This is a genomic window from Borrelia hispanica CRI (assembly GCF_000500065.1).
Classification (GTDB): domain Bacteria; phylum Spirochaetota; class Spirochaetia; order Borreliales; family Borreliaceae; genus Borrelia; species Borrelia hispanica.
The window spans coordinates 1-23621 of the sequence record NZ_AYOU01000159.1 but is presented as its reverse complement, the minus strand read 5'-3'; the positions used below and the strand labels follow the sequence as shown (position 1 = coordinate 23621).

Genomic DNA, 23621 nt, shown 5'->3' with positions numbered 1-23621 from the left:
GTAATAAACATTATCAAAATGTATAAATAAATTTACCTTAAGACCTTTGGGTCTTAAGGTAAGTAATTAAATTCATAAATATTTTATAAATCTAAACAATAAATAAAATAACTGCTCTTATTTATTATCTTGAAAGAATACCTTGTTTTAGTTGAGCCAAATCAGGACTATTAGAAGAGTGAAATTTGGATTCCATATCCCATATTAACTCTTGCATAAGTGTAACCTCATCAGAAGCATAATTATGGTACCACAAAGTATCTGCCACATTTTCAAAGAATACTCTTATAGAACTAGAATAACTCTTATCACAAAGAGCAAGATCAATCAAAGCTGCAACATGATCATAATTTTTAATATCACTAGAAAATTTAATTCCGGCTTTCTCTAAAATATCACTTTTATCTTTTACGCCAAGCTCAATTAAAGATTTAACTTCTGCAGAATTTGCAGCATTGTCTTTCATAAAGTCATAAAATTTTTTCACAGCGCGTCCAAGTTCCAGTATTCTCATATCACCAGCAATAGTATCTTCTTTTGACATACGCATTAATTTTTCATATTTTGTTTTAATTTTATCTTTATAATCTTGACGGCTTTTAAGTCCACTAGAATAGGAATTTTTATCTATAAGCGCAATAACATCTTTAAGATGTTTTTCTACAAAATTAAACATCTTTCTCTCATCATCAGAAATATACACTTTTGTAGCTCTCTCTCCTGGACGAAGAGTATAAGATTGACAGTAAACTTTAGTACGTGGCGCACTACTCATTTTTTGTCCAGAATAATTTGTAGGCTTTTTATATGTATTTTGCTTAGCAAAAACAGAAACAGGTTTTCTGGTTTTCACAACAGGAGCAGCAACTATTTGTTTAATGTCACCCTTAACATCTCCTTCTAATTTAGCAACCAAAGATTTAAAGTCTGAACCCTTAGCAACAACCTCTGATACCTTAGCAACTAAATCTCCTTGCACCTCACCTGGCTTACCAAAAACCTCTGCCTTAACATCAGCAACCAACTTCTTAGCACCATCAAGATCAACAACCATTGCCTCACCATCAACAGAAACACCAATCTTACCATCTCTATCAACATTAACAGAAATTGAGCCTTTACCTTCAGCACCAATAACAACATCTTTATCTTTATAAACAAAAGTACCATCTTCCTTTAGAACAACAACATTACCATGTTCATCAAAATAATTACCCTGATCATCAACATAATAATATTCATATTCAACATGTTCCTCGACAAGATCACCCAAGAAACGTTCTGCACCTTCAATAATAGTTTGCAACCTATCTTTCCCTTCAGCATCTTCACCAAGAAGTCCAGTCAAATCACAACCAAATGATAAGATGATTAAGAGAGTAATAAAAATTTTATGAACCTTCATTATTTTCCTCCTTACATAAGTTAAATAAATTTTTAAATAACAAGTCTAACAAATATACACCAATAAATTAAAATTTAAATAATAAATATATAAAAAATGATTGTAAGCAATCTCCTATAACAATTATTTTGAAACCGTTTACCTCACCCAAACATGCTCTACATTTTAATTAATTCCAATAACAAAGACAGATAAAAATATTTATATTTTTATTCCAATATAATTAAAACAATATTGTTATATTCCTTTAATTATGTTAGTTTTTAAAAATACGTTTAAATAAATGGAGAATGTTTATGCAAAAATTATTACAAATATTTATTATTTTATGCTTATTAACAAACTGCGATCTTAAAACAAGACAAAGGGTTGAGGTTAATATAGAATCAGAAATAACATTTAATCAAGAAGCTCAAAAAATAATACAAAAACTAAATCCTGAAGAGAATGAAGCATTAATGTTTGTAATCAATGCTTTATACAATAAAAAAATAGCTAAGGACCACAAAGCTTACACAATCAAACAAATTAATGACTTTATAATACATTTGGATGCAAAACAAATTAGAGAGATGATTGCAAATATTATAAAAATATTAAAAGAAACAAATACAAAAGTATCAAAAGAAAAAAAAGAGACATATCACAGATTTAAAAAAGTTAGGTATTTCTCCCACAGACAAGAGCTAAATGAACGACTAGATGAAATAATAAATAAATATGCAGAAGATATTAAAAAAGCTGCTAATCAAGATTCTTTTGATATTGCAAAAATTAATATCCAAAACACACTTATCGATAATGATGAAATAAAAAAAATATATGATGAGGTAAACCGAGCTCTAGAGGTTCAAAGAATGTACGACAGAGCAAAAAAAGACGACAAAAATGCATGGGCTTCATATCATATAGTACTAATATATGTAATAAACCATCAAAAAGCTTGCACATATGACCAATTCAACAAGTTTATATTAGATAGGAAAGCAGACAAAATAAAAGCCATATTTGCAAAATTGGCAATAGATATGAAAGCTGAAGCAAGTGCAAAAAAAACGATTTTACAAATTACTGATGAGAGTCAACAAAATAAAATATATACGCAACTATGCTTACATGCTATATATTCACGCCAAGCAATTGCAAACGCTATTTCTAGTGGCAATCTTGACTTTGATCAAATTGAGGCAAATTTGATGCAACTTCCTTCTGACTTAGATAAAATTAAAGCACTTCAAAAACAGGCAGAAGATATTTTAAAAGAGCAAAACAAAGAAACCAAATGAATAAAAACCAATAAAAATCATGCTTAGCAAGATTTAGCAAAGCTATACATATAGTACAAAATTAAAGTGAACTGCTATTTCTAAATCAAAGATTATAGAAATAGCTTCTTGTTTCATCCCATGATAGCTTTTTAGGTTCTACAAGAACGGTCATCCACTAGAGCATAGTCCACAAGCTTTACTTCAGGCAGTTCCTGCCTTAGTTTTTATTTCCTTATAATAATAAGCTTTAAGATTTAGAGCTGCATTTATATCTCTATCATGCAAAATATTACAACCGCTACAAGTCCACCTAGTATCACTTAATTTCAGAGTTGTATTTTTAATACCGCAATTGTTGCATAGCTTGCTTGATGGAAAATATCTATCAACTTTATGCAAATAAGATTTAGACCACTCTGATTTATATGATAATTGTCTTACAAACTCATGCCATCCTAAATCATTAACACTTTTGCCAAACATTCCTTTTTGCATGCCTTTAATTGATAAGTTTTCTATTGCTATATTTTTATAATTAGCTACAAAATAATAAGATAATTTATGTAAAAAATCTTTTCTTTGATTTGAAATTTTCCTATGCAACTTGGCAACTCTTAATCTAGATTTAGCTCTATTCCTAGAGCCCTTTTGTTTTTTTGATAGTTTTCTTTGGCATTTCTTGAATTTACGTTCATTTTTTAGTAAACATTTGGGATGATTGATTTTCTCACCCCCACTACTTACTAAAAAATGCCTCATGCTCATATCAATACCAACTATCTCTTTTTTATTGCATTTAGTTTTATCGTTATTTTTAACATCTAAGCACTCAACTGCTACTGAAATATAATATTTATCATCAGTATCTTTTTCTACTACTACATTTTTAATAAGTTCATTGCTTTTAATATTCCTATGTAGAGCTAATTTTACAAATCCTATTTTAGGTAGCTTTATATAATCATTTTCTATTCTTATTGAGTTTTTTTGATTATTAGTTCTAAAGGTTTGTCTATTTTTCTTACTTTTATATTTAGGAAATCCTTGTGTTCTATTTCCTTTTTTAATTTCTCTAAAAAAATTACTATACGCAGAATTTAAGTCAATCCATGCGCTACAAAGAGCCAAACTATCAACTTCCTTTAAGAATGGAAATTCATTTTTATAATTACTTGGATTAACACTAAGACTTTTCTTATTTTTTTCATAATAATCTTTCTTATCACTTAACATTTTGTTATACAAAAATCTTACGCATCCAAATACTTTTGAAAAGTATTTCTTTTGATTAGTGTTAGGATATATTCTGTACTTATAAGCTTTATTAGCACCCATATGTTTTGTTATTTTATAATATTTAACTTGCGTTGCAAATTCATCTCCACCTAAATTTCATAGAAATTATAGGTGGAGTATTCTTTTTAATTTTTTGATAAACAATCTCCATCAATATACGATGGAGATTAATATTAATTCATATTTAATTAAATCTAAAACAAACTCTAAATAAACTAATCAAGTCTAAAAAAAGAAAATCACACTGCTCAAACAACTGTTTAAATTTGTAATCTTTTTGATTACCCGACTTAAAAATCAAACTAAAAAACAATACATAAATTATATTTTACATTTATATATATCTTGAATATTTCTACACATGATAAAATAAATTAAAAGCGAGGATGCATCATGCAAAAATGGTTAATATTATTTATTATTTCATATTTACTAATAAGCTGTAATAATCCCCAAAAGAATACAAAAACTGCCACATCCAACAATGATTATCATTTAAAACAAACACAAATACCAACAGCAAAACCACAAACAACAAACAAAGACCAAATAACAAACAACACTTATAATACAAATAGTCAATTTCATAAATTAATATTAAATACAACTCCAAAAAAAACTAAATATACTTTTACAAATATTGTAAAAAAATTTGATAACCAAAATATTGCAAACAAAAATATTCATAAGATCACTGCAAAACAAATTGCAGACACTCAATCTTCAACACCAGATTTTATATCAAATTTAATAGCACAACTAAATTCAAAAGAAAATGAAGCATTAAATTTTTTAACAGAAACTTTAAAAGACAATAATATAGTCAAAGATAACAAAACTTATACTAATAAGGAAATTAATGATTTTATAACATATTTAAAACCACAACAAATTAAAAAAATGATTGCAAATATTCAACAAGCACTAAAATTTATAGAAAATACAGAAAGCAATATAAAAAAGATCTATGATTATAAAAAACAAAAAACTGAACTAAATAATAGATTAAAAGATGAAATAAATAATTATAAAATAACCCTTAAACGAGCTGCAAATCAAGAATCTTTCGATACTATAAAGACCAATATTCAAAACACATCTATTAATCTAACTGAAATTACAAATATACAAAATGAAGCAAAACGAGCTATTGATGTTCAAGGGATATCTTTAAATCTAACTGATAATGAACTTTGTACATTATTTTCCTTAGTAGAACCTTTACAAAAAATAAATCACAAAACCTCTAATAAACATTATACATATGACCAATTTAATCAATTTATATTATATCTAGGAATAGATAAAGTTAAAGATATGCTTACAAATATTGTAAAAGAATTTAATAAAGCAAAAGCTGCAACATACTACACTAAGAAACTCATTAATGATAAAAACGTCAAAAATAGTTTGGCTGCTTACTTAGAATTAATCAAAAAAGATTACAAAAGATTGCTTTTAGAAGCTTTTGGCAACAGCACAATTTCTCCTGATGTTATTATACAAAATATCAAAAACATCTCTTTTGATGGATTTGACAAAATAAAACAGAAAGCAATACGTGCTATCAAAAACCAATTATATAAATAACAAAATACAAATTTATTATTATTAAATTAATAGTAATTACCATTATAGACTTAAAAAATTGATTAGATTATTTTAAATATATCAATTTTTTTGATATATTTTTTTTATTAAAAAAAATATTGATGTATATTTCAAGTATCAAACACAAAAATAATTTTAAAACTGGAGGATACTTATTTATGCAAAAATTATTACTTTTACCAATTATTTCATACTTACTAATGAGCTGTAATCCACAAGCAGGACAAAATACCAATAATAAAGATTCCAGATTAACTCTACCAGCAAAAGATCAAACAAAAATCAATGAAGAAGTTGCAAATATAACAAAACAACTGCCTCTTGACACACAGGAAGCACTAATCTTTTTAACAAACATTCTAAATAATGACACTATAGAACCAAACATCAGCATCTACACAGATGAGGAAATTAATAATTTCATCCTACATTTAGGAACAAAAAAAATTAAAGATATGGTTATAAATATTGTACTAGCATTAAAAATAATAAAAAATATAGAAGCCAAAATTCAAGAAATAAATGTAAATAATCTAAACAAAAATGTATTAATTGAGCAATTAAAATATGAAATAAATAATTACAAAATAGCCCTTAAACGAGCTGCCAATCAAGAATTTTTTGATATTGCAAAAATCAATATTCAAAACACACCTATTACTGAAATTATAGACATGCAAAAAAAAGTAAAACGAGCTGTAGATACTCAAGAAAAAATAATAAAAAAGCTTGAGGAGTATGAACATAGATCATTAAATTACTTAATAAAAGCTATAATAAATGAAAACATTAATGAATATGATAAGTATGATAAATATGATAAATTTAATAAATTCTTATTAGAAACAGGGGTAAACAAAACCTCAAGCATACTTACAAACCTTAGAAAACATATTATCTATGCAGAAAGTGCAGCAAGAAGAGCTGGTATAATAAAAGATGAAACACAAAAAACTAGCTTAAATAATCAACTATCAAAAATTCACACAGATTTCAAAAAATCACTAAGAGAAGCTTTTGAGCATGATGATTTTAATATTATTGAGCAAAACATTAATAATGTTTCTTATCTAGATGAATTTGAGCAAATAGAAACTGAGGCAAAAAAAATTTTCAACAGACTATTAACATCTACCCCCATGAAAATCGATTATAGCTCCGTTAAGATCGATTTTTAAATATATTTATTTAAGTGTAAAATTTTCCAAACTTTAATTTTAGCTATGATTATAGATTAAAATTAAAGTTTTTTATTTAACCAAAATAAGTTTTTTAAAATTTTAAATTAAAAATAATGTTATATATTGTTGGATACTGCGCACAAAATAAAATGCGTTTAAAAACAGGAGGATATTTATTTATGCAAAAACTACTACTGTTGCTAATTATTTCTTATTTAATCACAAGCTGCAATCAACAAACTAAAACTCCCACTCTTGATAAAGACAAAGATGACCAGGATTTAATACAAACAACACGAACAAAAAGAAAGTCAAAAACAATACTAAATACAGAAGCTCAAAAAATAACAAAACATCTAACTATTGAAGAAAATGAAACATTAGATTTTATGATAGATATTTTACAAGATGATACCATAGCCAAAAACATTGAAATTCATACAGATCAAAAAATTAATGACATGATAATATATTTAGGAACACCAAAAATTAAAGAAATGGTAGGAAATATTAACCAAGTATTAAAAGCCATCAAAAACGCAGAAATCAAAATTCAAGAAATTAACGACAATAATCCACATAAAACTGAATTAAAAAATCGATTGGAAAAAGAAATAAATAAACATAAAGTCATTATTAAAAATGCTGTTAATTACAAATCTTTTGATATTACAAAAGACGACACTCAAAACGCAACTATTGATATTATTGGAATAATAAACATACAAAATGAAGCAACACAAGCCATAGATGCTCAAACAAAAGAAAATGCCCTCAATAGCGATCATAAAAATGCATTACGCTACTTGCGAAATGCTTTAACAGAAAACAATGCTTATACACACAAGCAATTTAATTGCTTAATATCAAATCTTGTTCTAGATGAAATTAAAGACATGCTTACAAATATTGTAATGGAACTGACACACAAAATAAATGCAATAAATTATATTGCTCAAATTAATGATACTACACAAAAAACTAACTTAAACAATGAAATAGAAAACATTGACAAAAATTTCAAAGACTTACTTAAAATAGCCTTTAATTATTGTATACCTTCTCCCCATGTTGCTAAACAAAACATTAAAAAAATTCCTCCTAATAACTTTATAGCAATTAAAAACAAAGCAAAACAGGCCATAGATAATCAAGGCTCTCTATTTGCAATAACAAAATTACTAGATGCTCAACAAAAAAGAGCATTAGAATTTATAATAGACATCCTACAAAACGAAAAAATATACCCATATCAAAAAACTTATACAAGTGAAGAAACTGATAACTTGATAATATATTTAGGAGAACAACAAATTAGCGAAATGGTAGAAAATGTTGTAAAAGCATTAGAAGAAATAGAAAAGGCAGAGATAAATATTCAAAGAATCAATGATAATAATCCACAAAAAATTCAATTAAACAAACAATTAAATGAAGAAATAAAAAATTATCAACAAGATATTAAAGAAGCTGCTAATTATATGTCTTATGATCTTGCAAAAATTAATATCCAAAACATACCTATTACTTATATTGTAGAAATAAGAAGGGCTGCAGAAGTTCAAAATACAATAGTAGATCATATAACTCCTTATGATGAGTATGCTCAAAATACATTCAATTACTTAAAAAACGCCGTAGCAGAACAAAACAATTCTAGACATGATGAATTTAATCAATTTATATTGCAAATAGGTCCAGAGAAAACCAAAGAACTAATTATACCTTTTGCAAAAAAAATAAAAGCAATAGGATATACAAAAATATATATTAACCATATAAGAGATCGAAACAAAAAAGACAGGTTAAAAACTGAATTAGAAAACGCCCATCAAGTCTTAAAAAAGTCAATTAGAAATATCTTTCAAAATAATAAGCCTTCTTTTAATAATATTAATCACAAACTCCAAGCAATTTCTTTTGATAGATTTAAAAAGATCGATGAGCAAGCACTCCAAATTTATAGAAGTCAATCTGGATAACACATACTATCTGATAAATATGCTTAAAATTGCCAAAAGCAAATCTATAAGCATATCCAATTGGCACAATGTAAAATTAAAATCCCCACATGATTATATAAAATGGGGATTTTAATTATCTAATTAAATTTATATTCAACCAAATTTTAAATAAACTTTGGTATAGTATATAATAAAATAAATTTTAAAGATGAGAGAATATTTATGCAAAAATGGTTAAAGTCAATAGTTATTTTATGTTCACTTATAAGCTGTAATACACAAGGAAATAAACCATCTAATAAAACTCACTTCAATTCAATGATGCTAAACTCAAAAACTAAAACAAAAGAAAAACTTAATCTTGATGCAAATGAAGCATTAATTTTTTTAATAAATGTTTTAACAGACAATACTGTAGCCAATAATATCAAAATTTATACAGATGAAAGAATTAATGAGTTTATAATACATTTTAACTCACAACAAATTAATGAAATGGTTACAAACATTATCAAACTATTAGAAATCAAAAAAAACATAAAAGACAATATCAAAATACTAAATGATGATTATGACAATATGGCAACACCTATCAAAATGTCATTAACAAAAAAATTAAATGACAAATTAGAAGAAGAAATAAATAATTACAAAATAGCTATTAAAATAGCTGCTGATCATGACTCTTTTGACATTGCAAAAATCAACATCCAAAATATACCTATCACTAATATTATAGAAATAAAAGATAAAGTAAAACAAACTGTTAATGTTCAAAATACAATAGCAGCACATCTCCCTAGTAATCATGAACAAAATGCATTTCATTACTTACAATACCACTTAACAAAAGAAAACACTACTGATCAACATGACAATTTTAATAAACTTATATTATACCTAAACCTAGATGAAACTAGAGACATGCTTACAAACATAACAGAAGAACTTATCAACAAACAAGACGTATTAAACTACATTTCTCAAATACATTCTGATATAACAAAAACTGAACTTAATAATGAAATAGACGATGCAGACACAAATTTACAAAACTTACTTATTAAAACTGTTAGCAATAATACACTCTCCTTTGATGATATTAAACAAAAAATTAAAAACATAGTCCCTAGTAAATTTTCAAAAATTAAAAGCAAAGCAAAACAGGCTATTGAAAATCAAAATTCAATTATGATCAACATGCATACAGGAGATATAAAAGCCAATCTAGATCCCAAAGAAAGAGAGGCATTAAAGTTTATAACAGAAACTCTACAAGATATAAATAGAGCTGAATATAACACAACTTATACAGATAATAAAATTAATAAATTTATAAACTATTTAGGAGAGCAACAAATTAAAGAAATGGTCGCAAATACTGTAAAAGCATTAGAAGAGATAGAAAATTCAAAAAATAACATCGATATATTATATTACGATAAACACTATGCAAATGAATCAAGAGATCGACTCAAAGAAGCAATAAATAATTACAAAATAGCTATCAGAAGAGCTGCTGATTATGACTCCTTTGATGTTGCGAAAATCAATATTCAAAACACACCTATCACCAAGATTATAGAAATCAAAGATGAATCAAAACGAGCTGTTGATGTTCAAAATATAATAAAAAATCTTCCTGGCAATTATTGGGGATATTATTATGTAATAACTTACTTAAAAGAAATTTTTCCAGAAAGAAACACTCACACACATGATACATTTAACAAATTTATATTAAATATACATGTAGATAAAGCTAAATACCTCATTACACATCTTTCAAAAGAATTTTCTAAGATAGAAAATATAAAAGGAATAATTACTCATATTAAGGATACTGTAAAAAAATCTAAATTAAATGATGATCTACAAGAAGCCCTAAAAGATTTACAAAAATCAATTAGAATAGCTTTTGGTAACGGTACACTTCCTTTGGACACTATTAAACAAAACTTTAAAAATGTCCATTTTCACAAATTTACAGAAATCCATGCCCAAGCAAAAAAATTATAAAAAGATATTGATGAAAAAAATGATTAAAATAACAGTTATTTTATGTTCACTTATAAGCTGTAATACACAAGGAAATAAACCAACCAATATAACTAACTTCAGTTCAATGATGCTAAACATAAAAGCCAAAACAACAACAAAAAAACTCAATTTTGATGCAAATGAAGCATTAATTTTTTTAATAAATGTCTTAACAGACAATACTATAGCCAACAATATCAAAACTTATACAGATGAAAGAATTAATGAGTTTATAATACATTTTAACTCACAACAAATTAATGAAATGGTTACAAACATTATAAAAGTATTAAAAATCAAAAAAAATATAAAAGACAATATCAAAATAATAAATGATAATAATAACAATATACCAGCAAATCTCAAAATGTCATTAACAAAAAAATTAAATGACAAATTAGAAGAAGAAATAAATAATTACAAAATAGCTATTAGAATAGCTGCTGATCATGAGTCTTTTGATATTTCAAAAATCAATATTCAAAATATACCTATCACTAATATTATAGAAATAAAAGATGAAGCAAAAAGGGCTGTTGATGCTCAAAATGAAATTATCAACACGAATGCAAAAGCTATAAAAGCAAAGTTAGATCCTAGCGCAAAAGAAGCATTAAAGCTTATAACAAAAACTCTAAAAGATACAACTATAAACACAAATAACACAATCTATACAGATACTCAAATTAATAAATTTATAAACTATTTAAAAGAGCAACAAATTAAAGAAATGGTCGCAAATACTGTAAAAGTATTAGAAGAGATAGAAAATGCAAAAGCCAACATCAAAATACTACATGACTATAAACAACAGAAAGCTGAATTAAGTAAGCAATTAGAAGAAGAAATAAATAATTATAAAATAGCTATTAGAAAAGCTGCTGATCACGAATCTTTTGATATTGCAAAAATCAACATTCAAAACACACCTATCACCAAGATTATAGAAATAAAAGATGAAGCAAAACGAGCTGTTGATGTTCAAAATACAATAACAGCATATCTTCCTGACAATAATGAAAAGTATGCATATGCATTAATTTATTTAACCAAAATTTTGCCAGAAGGAAATGATTACACATATGATAAGTTTAACAGCTTTATATTAAATATAGGTTTAGATAAAACTAAAGATATGCTTACACATCTTGCAAAAGAATTTTTCAACATATCCAATACAGAAAACAATGTTATAAGTTATATTAATGATACTTCACAAAAATCTAAATTAAATGATGATCTACAAGAAGCCCACAAAGATCTACAAAAATCAATGAGAACAGCTTTTAGCAACGGTACAATTCCTTTGGACACTATTAAACAAAACTTTAAAAATATCTCTTTTCACAAATTTGTAGAAATAAAAGCTCAAGCAGAACAAATACTCAAAAATCAATCTCCATAACAAATGCTTAAAAAGCAATATTATTTGTTTCAATAAAATAAATAATTACCCTATATCGTCAATCTCTAATAAATAAATAAATAAATTTGAAGTGTTTGCTCATCTATGATACCATAATGAAATGTGTTACACACAATAAGATTGAGAAGAAAAGATATTCATGCAAAAATGGTTAAAGTCAATAATTATTTTATGTTCACTTATAAGCTGTAATACACAAGGAAATAAACCAACCAATATAACTAACTTCAGTTCAATGATGCTAAACATAAAAGCCAAAACAACAACAAAAAAACTCAATTTTGATGCAAATGAAGCATTAATTTTTTTAATAAATGTTTTAACAGACAATACTATAGCCAACAATATCAAAATTTATACAAATGAAAAAATTAATGCATTTATACTGTATCTTACCCCACAACAAATGAACGAAATGACTAAAAATATAATAAAAGTACTAGAAAGCAAAAAAATTATAAAAGACAATATCAAAATACTAAATGATGATAACCATATGCCAACACATACCAAAATATCATTAATAAATCAATTAAATGACAAATTAGAAGAAGAAATAAACAATTACACAATAGCTATTAAAAGAGCTGCTGATTATGACTCTTTTGATGTTGCAAAAATCAACATTCAAAACATACCTATCACTAAAATTATAGAAATCAAAGATGAATCAAAAAGCGCTGTTGATTTAAAAAATGAAATTACACTGATCACAAATGCACAAATTATAAGAAACGATCTAGATCCCAAAGTAAGAAATGCATTATGGTTTATAGAAACAACACTAGAAGATACAACTATAAACACAAATAACACAATCTATACACGTAATAAACTTGCTAAATTTATAAACCATTTAAGAGAGCAACAAATTAAAGAAATGGTCGCAAATACTGTAAAAGCATTAGACGCAAAAGAAAAGGCAATAATAAATATTAAAATGATTGTCCATATGAGCCAGAAAAATCACTCTTATGAATTATCTCACAAATTAGAAGAAGAAATAAATAATTACAAAATAGCTATTAAAAGAGCTGCTAATCATGAGTCTTTTAATACTGTAAAAATCAATATTCAAAACTTACCTATCACCAACATTACAGAAATAAAAGATGAAACAAAACGCGCTATTGATGTTCAAAATACAATAACAGCACATCTTCCTGGCCCTGATTGGCAATATGAAGATGCAATATTTTACTTAAAGGAAATTTTTTCAGAAGGAAACGCTTACACATATGATACATTTAACAGATTTATATTAAATATACACGTAGATAAAGCTAAATACCTGATTACACATTTTACAAAAGAATTTAATAATATAGACGATACAGAAAATCTAATTCGCCATATTAAAAATACTTCACAAAGATCTAAATTAAAATTTGCTCTACAAAAAGTCTTCAACGATCTACAACAATCAATGAGAATAGCTTTTGGCAATGGTACACTTCCTTTAGATACTATTAAACAAAACTTCAAAAATATCCATTTTCACAAATTTGAAGAAATAAAAGCTCACGCAAAACAAATACTCAAAAATCAATCTCCATAACAAATACTTAAAAATCAATATTCTTTGTTTCAATAAAATAAACAATTGTCTTATATCGTCACTCTATAAATTTGGAATGTTTGTTCATCTATGATATTATGGTAAATGTGTTACACACAAATAAGATTGAGAAGAAAAGATATTCATGCAAAAATGGTTAAAGTCACTAGTTATTTTATGTTTACTTATAAGCTGTAATACACAAGGAAATAAACCAGATAATATAACTAACTCCGATTCAATGATGCTAAACACAAAAGCTAAAGCAACAACAAAAAAACTTAATCTTGATGTAAATGAAGCATTAATTTTTTTAATAAATGTCTTAACAAACAATACTATAGCCAACAATATCAAAATTTATACAGATGAAAGAATTAATGAGTTTATAATACATTTTAACTCACAACAAATTAATGAAATGGTTACAAACATTATCAAACTATTAGAAATCAAAAAAAACATAAAAGACAATATCAAAATACTAAATGATGATTATGACAATATGGCAACACCTATCAAAATGTCATTAACAAAAAAATTAAATGACAAATTAGAAGAAGAAATAAATAATTACAAAATAGCTATTAAAATAGCTGCTGATCATGACTCTTTTGACATTGCAAAAATCAACATCCAAAATATACCTATCACTAAAATTATAAAAATCAAAGATGAAGCAAAACAAGCTGTTGATGCTCAAAATGAAATTATCAACACGAATGCAGAAGCTATAAAAAACAATCTAGATCCCAAAGAAAGAGAGGCATTAAAGTTTATAACAGAAACTCTACAAAATACAAATAGAACTGAATATAACACAACCTATATATATAATAGAATGAATAAATGTATAAAATCTCTAAGAGAGCCACAAATTAAAGAAATGGTAGTAAATACTGCAACAGCACTACAAGATACAATCATAGACATAAATAAAATCTATACAAATACTCAAATTAATAAATTTATAAACTATTTAGGAGAGCAACAAATTAAAGAAATGGTAGTAAATACTGTAAAAGCATTAGAAGAGATAGAAAATTTAAAAACCAACATCAATATATTATATGACGATACATACCAGATAAATGAATCAAAAGATCGCATCAAAGAAGAAATAAATAATTACAAAATAGCTATCAAAATAGCTGCTAATCATGAGTCTTTTGACATTGCAAAAATCAACATTCAAAACATACCTATCACAAACATTACAGAAATAAAAGATGAAATAAAACGAGCTATTGATGTTCAAAATAGAATAAAAGCACATCTTCCTGGAGATTATGATAAATATTATAATGCAATAACCTACTTAAAAGAAATTTTTCCGGAAGGAAACACTTACACACATGATACATTTAACAGATTTATATTAAATATACATTTAGACAAAGCTAAATACCTGCTTACACATTTTACAGAAGAATTTAATATGATAAACTATACAGTAACTATAATAACTTCTAAGAGTACAAGTACTTCACAAAAATCCAAATTAAAATCTGCTCTACAAAAAGCCTTCAAGGATCTAGAACAATCAATGAGAACAGCTTTTGGTAATGGTACACTTCCTTTAGATACTATTAAACAAAACTTTCAAAATGTCCATTTCCACAAAATTAAAGAAACATTCAATCAAGCAAACCAAGTTCACAAAGAGCAATTTTTTCAGCATGAAAGAAATAGATAACTTTTAATGCAAAAGTAAATTTAAATAAACTTTTTAAGTTAAGTTATAAATTAGAAATAATATAAATTATTTAAATATAAATATTGTTATATATTCCTAATTGTGATATACCATAAAACACATTCAAAAAATTTAACGATATTTATAACGGAGAATATTTATGCAAAAAACACTAAAAATATTTATGGCTTTATGCTTTTTAATAAGCTGTAAAACACAAACAAGTCCACAAACTACTAGTACCAATACCAAGGAAAATTTAATGTCAACTCTAACAGAATTCGAAGGAACTCCAAAAGAGAGAAGAACGATTATATCACAACCCCAACAACCTAATTATGTTATAAACATTGATACTATAGAGCCTCAAGACATTGAGGAAGCATTAAATTTTATAAAAGAAGCCTTAAATCAAGATACAAGTCAAGGTCGCAAAATTGATGCAGAGGCAAAAATTAATGAATTGACCAAAGATTTAGATCAAAAACAAATTGAGACAATGCTTAAAAATATAATAAAAATATTAAAAATCAAAAAAAACATAGACTATCAAATTAATCAAATTAACAAGATAAAAGATAATTATTTTCACTCACAGTTGTGGACCCAGAAAACAATAAAAAATCTCGAAACTCAAGTAACAAGCAAAATAAATAATTACCAGAAAGAGATTGCAAAAGCTATTGTTGAAAATTCATCTAATGATGCCATAAGACATGATATTAAAAAAATATCAGCTAATAATATCAAAGAAATACAAGACCAATTATACCTTTTTATAACTGTTGTAAAAGACATAATACAAAATCTAACTTTCAAGGAAAAGACAGCGTTAATGCTGTTAGAAGGTCTTTTCAAAACGACTGTTTATTATTATTATCCAAATGAAAAATTTATTCAATTTCTAGCACATATCAAGCTACAGAAAACTAGAGAAATGGTAAAACATCTTGCAAAAGCAATGGAACTTTACGCAGAGATAAAGATACTCGAAACACAAATCCAAGATAAGAAAAAAGCAGAACAAATAGAATCTCAAAGAAAAATTGCTTATGTTAACAATTATTTAGCTATATTTCACAACTCTATTTTTATTCAAAAGCCTTTTGATGAGATACAAAAATCTATTGCAAATACCAACCCTAATGACGAATTGCAAAAAATTAAAGATCAAGCAGAAAAGATTAAAAATTCACAACCTGCAACACAAAATCCACAGGATCAAAAAGATGGTACAACTAATCCATAACTTTAAATATAAAACAAAACTACTAACAATTTGCTCTTAAGCAACTTTTAGAAGATTTAATAAATATAATACGAAAATAAAATCTCCATTTAGTTATATAAGATGGAGATTCTCATTTAATTTCAAATAAAATAGAATAAATAAAGATAAGAACCTACCTAATATTAAAATTTTAGGCAAATCCTTATATTACAGGGTAAATTTTTATTATATGCTTATCAATTATAATAATATACAATCTTAAATATTAATCCACAATTTGTGTCCTAGACTCAATTATAGACTTTAATTCTCTAACATTTGCTCCTTTAGGAGAACTATCAGAAAATGCATCTTTTAAATCTTCAAATATCTGTGATTCAGATTTATAATTATCCCCAACACTATCATAAAGAGTATCGGCTAGTGCCTGAAATAACAAACTTACAATAGTTCCTCTATATTTATCAGATCTAAGAGTATTTCTTATTAAAATATCAATCTCATCGTTATTTAACTGATCTTCAATATTAATATCAAAAATAATATTTCTCGCTCTCATATCCCAAATAATATTTTCAGCCCAATTTCGAAGCTCAAAAGAATAAGAACTTCTATCTCTAATAAACTGATATATTTCCTCAATAGCTCGTACCAATTCTTTTCGTTTTAAAAAATTAGAATCATTTTTCTTTAACCAATCAAATAACTTTTTATGACCATCTTCTAATTTACTCTGCTCCTCTTTTCTTCCATTAACTTTAATAGCACTCTTTAAATATTCCTCTAAACGAGCAAGTGCCTGTGATTCACTAGAAGTTAAACCCAAATACATGCCATTTCCTGAATTTGAAACATAAGAACTAGGATCAATGCCAACAAGCATACTAGAACCCATATTTTGAAGAGTATCTATAACAAAAGTTCCAGCATCGTGAATAGCACCAATAGCAGCTTCTGCACCTTGTACAGCAGCTGTCACTAAAGTATCTGCTTTACTAATAACAGCTCCAACTCCATCGCCAATTCCATGAACAATTCCATCAACAACATTATCAACAACTTTATTTCCTGATACTGAAACAGATTTACCCAAAGATTCATCTGCAACCTTAGAATTACTATCGGCTTTAACATTACTTTGTGTTTTTACAACTTGTGTTTTAGAAGTTGGTGTTTTAGAAGTTGAAACTTGTTCTTTTTTAACTTCTATATCTCGTACCTTAGAATCTGATGTTTGTGCCAAAGACACAACAGACTTACTCTCCTTAACAACAGGAATATTAGACGTAGGAACATTAACCTTTCTCTCCTGCTCAACCATATTACTATCAAGCATACTAGACTGAGAAACCAAATTAGGATATAAACTCCCACCAGATACAATACCTTCTGTTACTTTATTATCTATTAAAGAAGAATCCAAATTAACATCTTTAACATCTTCATGTTTATCCTTAACATTATCAATAGATATAGAATTATCTTGAAGACCCAAATTAGATGTAACTTCAGGCGTACTTACAGATAACACCTTTCTAGACCCATCTTCTGCACTACTTAAACTTAATTTTTCTAAAGCATTAGTTTCTAGAGCATCAGTTCCCAAATCAGCAGTTAAATCATTCTGACTTTGCGTCTGAGGTTGAATTTGTTCTTGTACCTGATTTTGCTGTTCACTAGAAACAACTTCTGAACCTTGCACATCAGCACTTCCCAATAAAGTACCAGAACCAACACCACCACCAGATTCACCATTAGAACCGCTACTATCAGAACTATCAACAGAACTATTATCAGCACCATTTAAATTTTGACCTTCACTACTTAATACTTCTTTACCTTCTTCTCTAGCTTCTACACCTTGATTACCATCTTGTATTTTTTGCTCAACATTCACTTTTTGCTGTTCACCAACTGATGCTACTTGCTCATCAGAACCCTTTTGTTCATCTCTTTTTTGACCATCAGCTACTGGTGATACATCTTGATTACCAGCTACTCTCCCTTCCGCATTTTCATCTACCTTTTCCTTCTTATCATCCCCTTTACTTTTTCCAACAACTCCATTAAGAGAACTATCTTGCACCTTACCTATATCACCTCTATTTGCCCTCTTATCATCAAATTTCATACCAACAATATCACTATTCATTTTGCCAACATCAGATGAAAAAAAATCCCTAACATCTTGAGCACGCCCAGTATTATCATTCCATAATGATTTTTGATCTCCAATATCATAAAATTTACAACCAAATATAGAGATACTTAAACATAAAACAATAATACCAAAATGCCTCATATCTAACCTCCTTAAAAGATTTATAGACATTGAAATAAAAATATACAGCAATAAATGAAATTTACAAAGCAATTCTCTCAAAAATCATTAGATACCTTAAAACAAGGAAAATAAATAATAAAAGGATTATCTTAAAATTTTTATAAACTTAAAGATAACCCTTTAAATGACAAATATCAATTTTTAAAATAATAACACTATATAATCAACCTAAGTATCAAAAGCAGGATTTACAATAACCCACATCAATAATCTTATTTTTTAAAAGAATCTTTTAATGTACTCTCTAAAATACTTCCTTCAAAAAAATTTTTCAAATGTTCATAAATCTTATCATAATTATTACCAAATGTAGTTAATGCAAATAAAAATTCTCTTGCAAAGAATCTAATACAAGCCCAACTCCAATCACTAGAATTTTCTTCAGAATAATCATCTAAAAAGATTTTAACATTATCACCTTTCATATCTACAACATAACTATCACAAAGATGTACTGTACCTTTATTTTGATCTACAAAAAAAGGTTCTCTTAAATGCCAACCTGCCATTTTCTTTCTAATTTCTTGTCTCTTTCTATTATAAAATTTTTGCATCAATGTTATCAGCTCTTTCCACTTAACAGAATCATCTCTCATCCAACCCAAAAATTTATCAACTCTACTACTAAATTTAACAATATTATCAGATATATTCCTAAAACTCTCATCGGTATCATTTGCATCATCACTTAAATCCTTGCTGAGAGAAGGATCTTTTGCATCCAAAATAGTATTATTCTGCGTTTCCTTAACAAGTCCAGGCTCAAAACCATTAGAATCTTGCATTACATCTAAATTTTGATTATCAGTAAAATTACTCTTCTCAATAATAACTTCATCAATATTTGTTCCAGAATCTTTAAAATTAAAAGTACCATTTTCATCTTGCATACCTAAAATATCAGAACCCACAACTTCTCTATTCGTATTAACACCAACACCTAAAATTACTTCTGCAACATCATCACTACCCAAATAATAAATTGCCTCTTTAATTTTAAAGCCAAAATTGATAACAGACGATATCACCATACTATCTGCACCAGTAGTTGTTGCACTTTTAAAAACAGAACCAATTAAATCACAGATTTTATTATTAGGAGAAAAATCACCTAATACCATAGCACCACAAAATTGATAACTAAATGGCAAAACATTTAAAAATATAAAAATATTTAAAATACCAATCTTATTAATAAATCCCATTTTTACCTCCAAATAAATTTGTAATTTCACATTTTTCTATAATCCAAAGTTAAAAATTAGCTTGTAAATAAGAAAAGTTTATAACAATAAAATCAAAATAAAACTAAAAATAAAAAATTTACAAAAACTAAAATGGATAATATATCAACAGCTATTGTGTAATTCGATCAAAACCAAAAGTTCAACATATTTTAAATATAGATTGTGAACTGCTATTTCTAAATCAAAGATTATAGAAATAGCTTCTTGTTTCATCCCATGATAGCTTTTTAGGTTCTATAAGAACGGTCATCCACTAGAGCATAGTCCACAAGCTTTACTTCAGGCAGTTCCTGCCTTAGCTTTTATTTCCTTATAATAATAAGCTTTAAGATTTAGAGCTGCATTTATATCTCTATCGTGCAAAGTGTTACAACTCCTACAACTCCACCTAATATCACTTAATTTTAGAGTTGTATTTTTAATACCGCAATTGTTGCATAGCTTGCTTGATGGAAAATATCTATCAACTTTATGTAAATAGGCTCCGTACCACTCTGATTTATACGATAATTGTCTTACAAACTCATGCCATCCTAAATCATTAACACTTTTGCCAAACATTCCTTTTTGCATACTTTTAATTGATAGGCTTTCTATTACTATATTTTTATAATTAGCTACAAAATAATAAGATAATTTATGTAAAAAATCTTTTCTTTGATTTGAAATTTTCCTATGCAACTTGGCAACTCTTAATCTAGATTTAGCTCTATTCCTAGAGCCCTTTTGTTTTTTTGATAGTTTTCTTTGGCATTTCTTAAGTTTACGTTCATTTTTTAGTAAATATTTAGGATGATTGATTTTCTCACCTTCACTACTTACTAGAAAATGCCTCATACTCATATCAATACCAACTATCTCTTTTTTATTGAATTTAGTTTTATCGTTATTTTTAACATCTAAGCACTCAACTGCTACTGAAATGTAATATTTATCATCAGTATCTTTTTCTACTACTACATTTTTAATAACTTCATTGCTTTTAATTTTCCTATGTAGAGCCAATTTTACAAATCCTATTTTAGGTAGCTTTATATAATCATTTTCTATTCTTATTGAGTTTTTTTGATTATTAGTTCTAAAGGTTTGTCTATTTTTCTTACTTTTATATTTAGGAAATCCTTGTGTTCTATTTCCTTTTTTAATTTCTCTAAAAAAATTACTATACGCAAAATTTAAATCAATCCATGCGCTACAAAGAGCTAAACTATCAACTTCCTTTAAAAATGGAAATTCATTTTTATAATTACTTGGATTAACGCTAATACTTTTCTTATTCTTTTCATAATAGTCTTTCTTATCACTTAACATTTTGTTATACAAAAATCTTACGCATCCAAATACTTTTGAAAAGTATTTCTTTTGATTAGTGTTAGGATATATTCTGTACTTATAAGCTTTATTAGCACCCATATGTTTTGTTATTTTATAATATTTAACTTGCGTTGCAAATTCATCTCCACCTAAATTTCATAGAAATTATAGGTGGAGTATTCTTTTTAATTTTTTGATAAAAGAGAACCAAAGATTAGTACTTAATCAAGATTAATATTGAAGTATTAATATCAAAAAAATTATGACTTTTATTAAAAGTATCACATACTATGAAATTCCTAAATACTTTCCTAAAGTCACAAACATTTGTACTACAAAATATGAAACAGCAAGTGTAGCAATAACTGTCAAAGACGAAACCAATTGGCCCTTAAATCCTAACTTACTTTCAATAAAAGTTAATCTAGAATTAATTTGTCCTACATCACTCTTAACAGCCTCTATCTTTTCATCTAATTTATCCATTCTAGCATCTAGTTTATCCATTCTAGCATCTAGTTTATCCATTCTAGCATCTAGTTTATCCATTCTAGCATTAAGTCTACTCTCAACTCCATCTATCTTTGCATTTAAATCATTCTTAACAGAATCTATCTTTGCATTTAAATCATTCTTAACAGAATCTATCTTTGCATCTAGTTTATCTATCTTTGCATTTAAATCATTCTTAACAGAATCTATCTTTGCATCTAGTTTATCTATCTTTGCATTTAAATCATTCTTAACAGAATCTATCTTATCACTTAAATCAATCTTAAGAATATTTATCTTATCATCCAAATAATGAAAATTATCCATCATTCTATCTTGAAGAAGATCAAACTTCTCTTCAAGAACATAATAACTTATAATCTGACCATCAAATGGTATATTATGATAATCTTTTTTAACTCTCTCAGATTTAATTGAACTCTTATTTATTGGATTATCATCAATTAATTGTTCCTTTGTTACAGCAACATCCATATCAAACCTCTATTACTCCCTAACTCTTTACATTCTAATTAATTGTAACATAATAAGCTTGAATTACTATAATTGTAGACACTTAAAAAAGAATAAGACCAACAACAAAAGTTATTGATCTTATTCAAGGGTGTATTAATAGTAAAAATAATAAATTACATTACTATAAATACAATTTATATTATACATCTTTTTCCAAAAAAATCAATAGATAAAATCGATTGTTGAAAATATTTTTTATTTTTTCTATTCCGACATTCTAAAACCAATTGCATGCTCCTTCTCTTTTAACATTCGAACAAGTTTATCAGCATCCAAAACATCACCATTGAAATTATAATTATTGATAATTACGTGTCCCTTATTACTTCCTTCACTTTTTTGTATTCTATTAATTTCTTCTGCGATGATTCTTGCTTCAAAATTTCTCAAATTTTGATCAATTGGTGCTGGTGTTACTCTTACAAGCTCATTTTGACCAAATTCACTAGTAATAAGTCCTGAACCAGGAATAAACGTTGACCTTGTCGTCATAAATCTAGCACCTTTATTTGCAAGTTTAATTTCTTCAACAGAATTTGCCGACTTAACTTTCGATATTCTTTTCAAGATTTCTTCTAAGACTGTATTAGCACGATCTAAATCACGAGCTTGATTCCAAGACCAATTAGACACCTTAACCTTGTCAACCTCAGCTTGTGCTTTGATACGTTCTGCTTCTAAATCTTTAAGTTTGCGTTTACGTTCTAATTCAACCTTCTTAGAAGTTTCTGCATTAGTTATTCCTTGGGTCTCTTGTTGTTTTTTAGATTGATGCTCATTCTCTAATGTCCTAATGCGTCTTTGAAATTCCTCTCCAGATATTTGTCCTTTACTTTGAGCCTGTTTCAAGAACGCGATCTCCTTATTATACTGCTCATCAAGCTGATTTAATTTCTCTTTTCTCATTGAAATTTCGTTATCAAATTCTTCTTCAAGACGCATAATTGCAATTTCACTTTGTTTTTCTAATTCTTTCAAATCTTGATCACGTCTCTCTTCAACCTCTTTGAT

General features: G+C 26.8%; 15 protein-coding genes and 1 pseudogene. 9 read left to right on the top strand and 7 right to left on the bottom strand.

What is annotated here, in order from left to right:
* Positions 1-124: 124 nt before the first annotated feature.
* Positions 125-1405 (bottom strand): hypothetical protein, encoded by a 1281-nt coding sequence (locus U880_RS0106485; RefSeq protein ID WP_024655246.1) that lies wholly within the window; start codon positions 1403-1405, stop codon positions 125-127.
* Positions 1406-1701: 296 nt separating this feature from the next.
* Between U880_RS0106485 and U880_RS0106480 the strand changes: the two genes are divergently transcribed.
* Positions 1702-2691 (top strand): hypothetical protein, encoded by a 990-nt coding sequence (locus tag U880_RS0106480; RefSeq protein ID WP_024655245.1) that lies wholly within the window; start codon positions 1702-1704, stop codon positions 2689-2691.
* Between the two features lie 183 nt (positions 2692-2874).
* On the opposite strand, the gene U880_RS0106475 is transcribed toward U880_RS0106480, so the two are convergent.
* A complete protein-coding gene (locus U880_RS0106475; RefSeq protein ID WP_024655244.1) occupies positions 2875-4008 on the bottom strand; it encodes an RNA-guided endonuclease TnpB family protein in 1134 nt (377 codons plus the stop codon).
* Between the two features lie 354 nt (positions 4009-4362).
* Here U880_RS0106475 and U880_RS10345 point away from each other — a divergent pair, with 354 nt between their 5' ends.
* The 8 genes from U880_RS10345 (at position 4363) to U880_RS0106435 (ending at position 16694) form a co-directional block, all read left to right on the top strand.
* Entirely contained in the window at positions 4363-5559 is a 1197-nt protein-coding gene (locus tag U880_RS10345; protein ID WP_024655243.1) for a BTA121 domain-containing protein surface lipoprotein, read from the top strand.
* 179 nt (positions 5560-5738) lie between these two features.
* Positions 5739-6758 carry a BTA121 domain-containing protein surface lipoprotein gene (locus U880_RS0106465; protein ID WP_024655242.1) on the top strand — a complete coding sequence of 340 codons (1020 nt, stop codon included), beginning with the start codon at positions 5739-5741 and terminating at the stop codon, positions 6756-6758.
* A gap of 182 nt (positions 6759-6940) precedes the next feature.
* Positions 6941-8743, top strand: coding sequence for a BTA121 domain-containing protein surface lipoprotein (locus tag U880_RS0106460; RefSeq protein ID WP_024655241.1), 1803 nt, complete (start codon positions 6941-6943; stop codon positions 8741-8743).
* A gap of 204 nt (positions 8744-8947) precedes the next feature.
* Positions 8948-10744 carry a BTA121 domain-containing protein surface lipoprotein gene (locus tag U880_RS0106455; protein ID WP_024655240.1) on the top strand — a complete coding sequence of 599 codons (1797 nt, stop codon included), beginning with the start codon at positions 8948-8950 and terminating at the stop codon, positions 10742-10744.
* Between the two features lie 10 nt (positions 10745-10754).
* The gene (locus tag U880_RS0106450) at positions 10755-12170 is read left to right on the top strand and encodes a BTA121 domain-containing protein surface lipoprotein (protein ID WP_024655239.1); all 1416 of its coding nucleotides are present in this window, start codon (positions 10755-10757) and stop codon (positions 12168-12170) included.
* A 160-nt stretch (positions 12171-12330) separates the two neighbouring features.
* A complete protein-coding gene (locus tag U880_RS0106445) occupies positions 12331-13749 on the top strand; it encodes a BTA121 domain-containing protein surface lipoprotein (RefSeq protein WP_024655238.1) in 1419 nt (472 codons plus the stop codon).
* 145 nt (positions 13750-13894) lie between these two features.
* Positions 13895-15445: a hypothetical protein gene (locus U880_RS0106440; protein WP_024655237.1), complete on the top strand. Its 1551-nt coding sequence runs from the start codon at positions 13895-13897 to the stop codon at positions 15443-15445.
* Between the two features lie 160 nt (positions 15446-15605).
* Positions 15606-16694: a hypothetical protein gene (locus U880_RS0106435; protein ID WP_024655236.1), complete on the top strand. Its 1089-nt coding sequence runs from the start codon at positions 15606-15608 to the stop codon at positions 16692-16694.
* Between the two features lie 247 nt (positions 16695-16941).
* Here the strand turns inward: U880_RS0106435 and U880_RS0106430 are convergent, their stop codons facing one another.
* The 5 genes and pseudogenes from U880_RS0106430 to U880_RS10925 all read right to left on the bottom strand — a co-directional run.
* Positions 16942-18978 (bottom strand): hypothetical protein, encoded by a 2037-nt coding sequence (locus tag U880_RS0106430; RefSeq protein WP_235048026.1) that lies wholly within the window; start codon positions 18976-18978, stop codon positions 16942-16944.
* 254 nt (positions 18979-19232) lie between these two features.
* Positions 19233-20225 (bottom strand): hypothetical protein, encoded by a 993-nt coding sequence (locus U880_RS0106425; RefSeq protein WP_235048025.1) that lies wholly within the window; start codon positions 20223-20225, stop codon positions 19233-19235.
* 321 nt (positions 20226-20546) lie between these two features.
* On the bottom strand, positions 20547-21680 hold the full coding sequence (locus U880_RS0106420; protein ID WP_024655233.1) for an RNA-guided endonuclease TnpB family protein: 1134 nt from the start codon (positions 21678-21680) through the stop codon (positions 20547-20549).
* Between the two features lie 189 nt (positions 21681-21869).
* Complete coding sequence (locus U880_RS0106415; protein ID WP_024655232.1) at positions 21870-22568, bottom strand: coiled-coil domain-containing protein; 699 nt, start codon at positions 22566-22568, stop codon at positions 21870-21872.
* Between the two features lie 246 nt (positions 22569-22814).
* Positions 22815-23621: pseudogene (locus tag U880_RS10925) on the bottom strand (hypothetical protein); the annotation flags it as partial.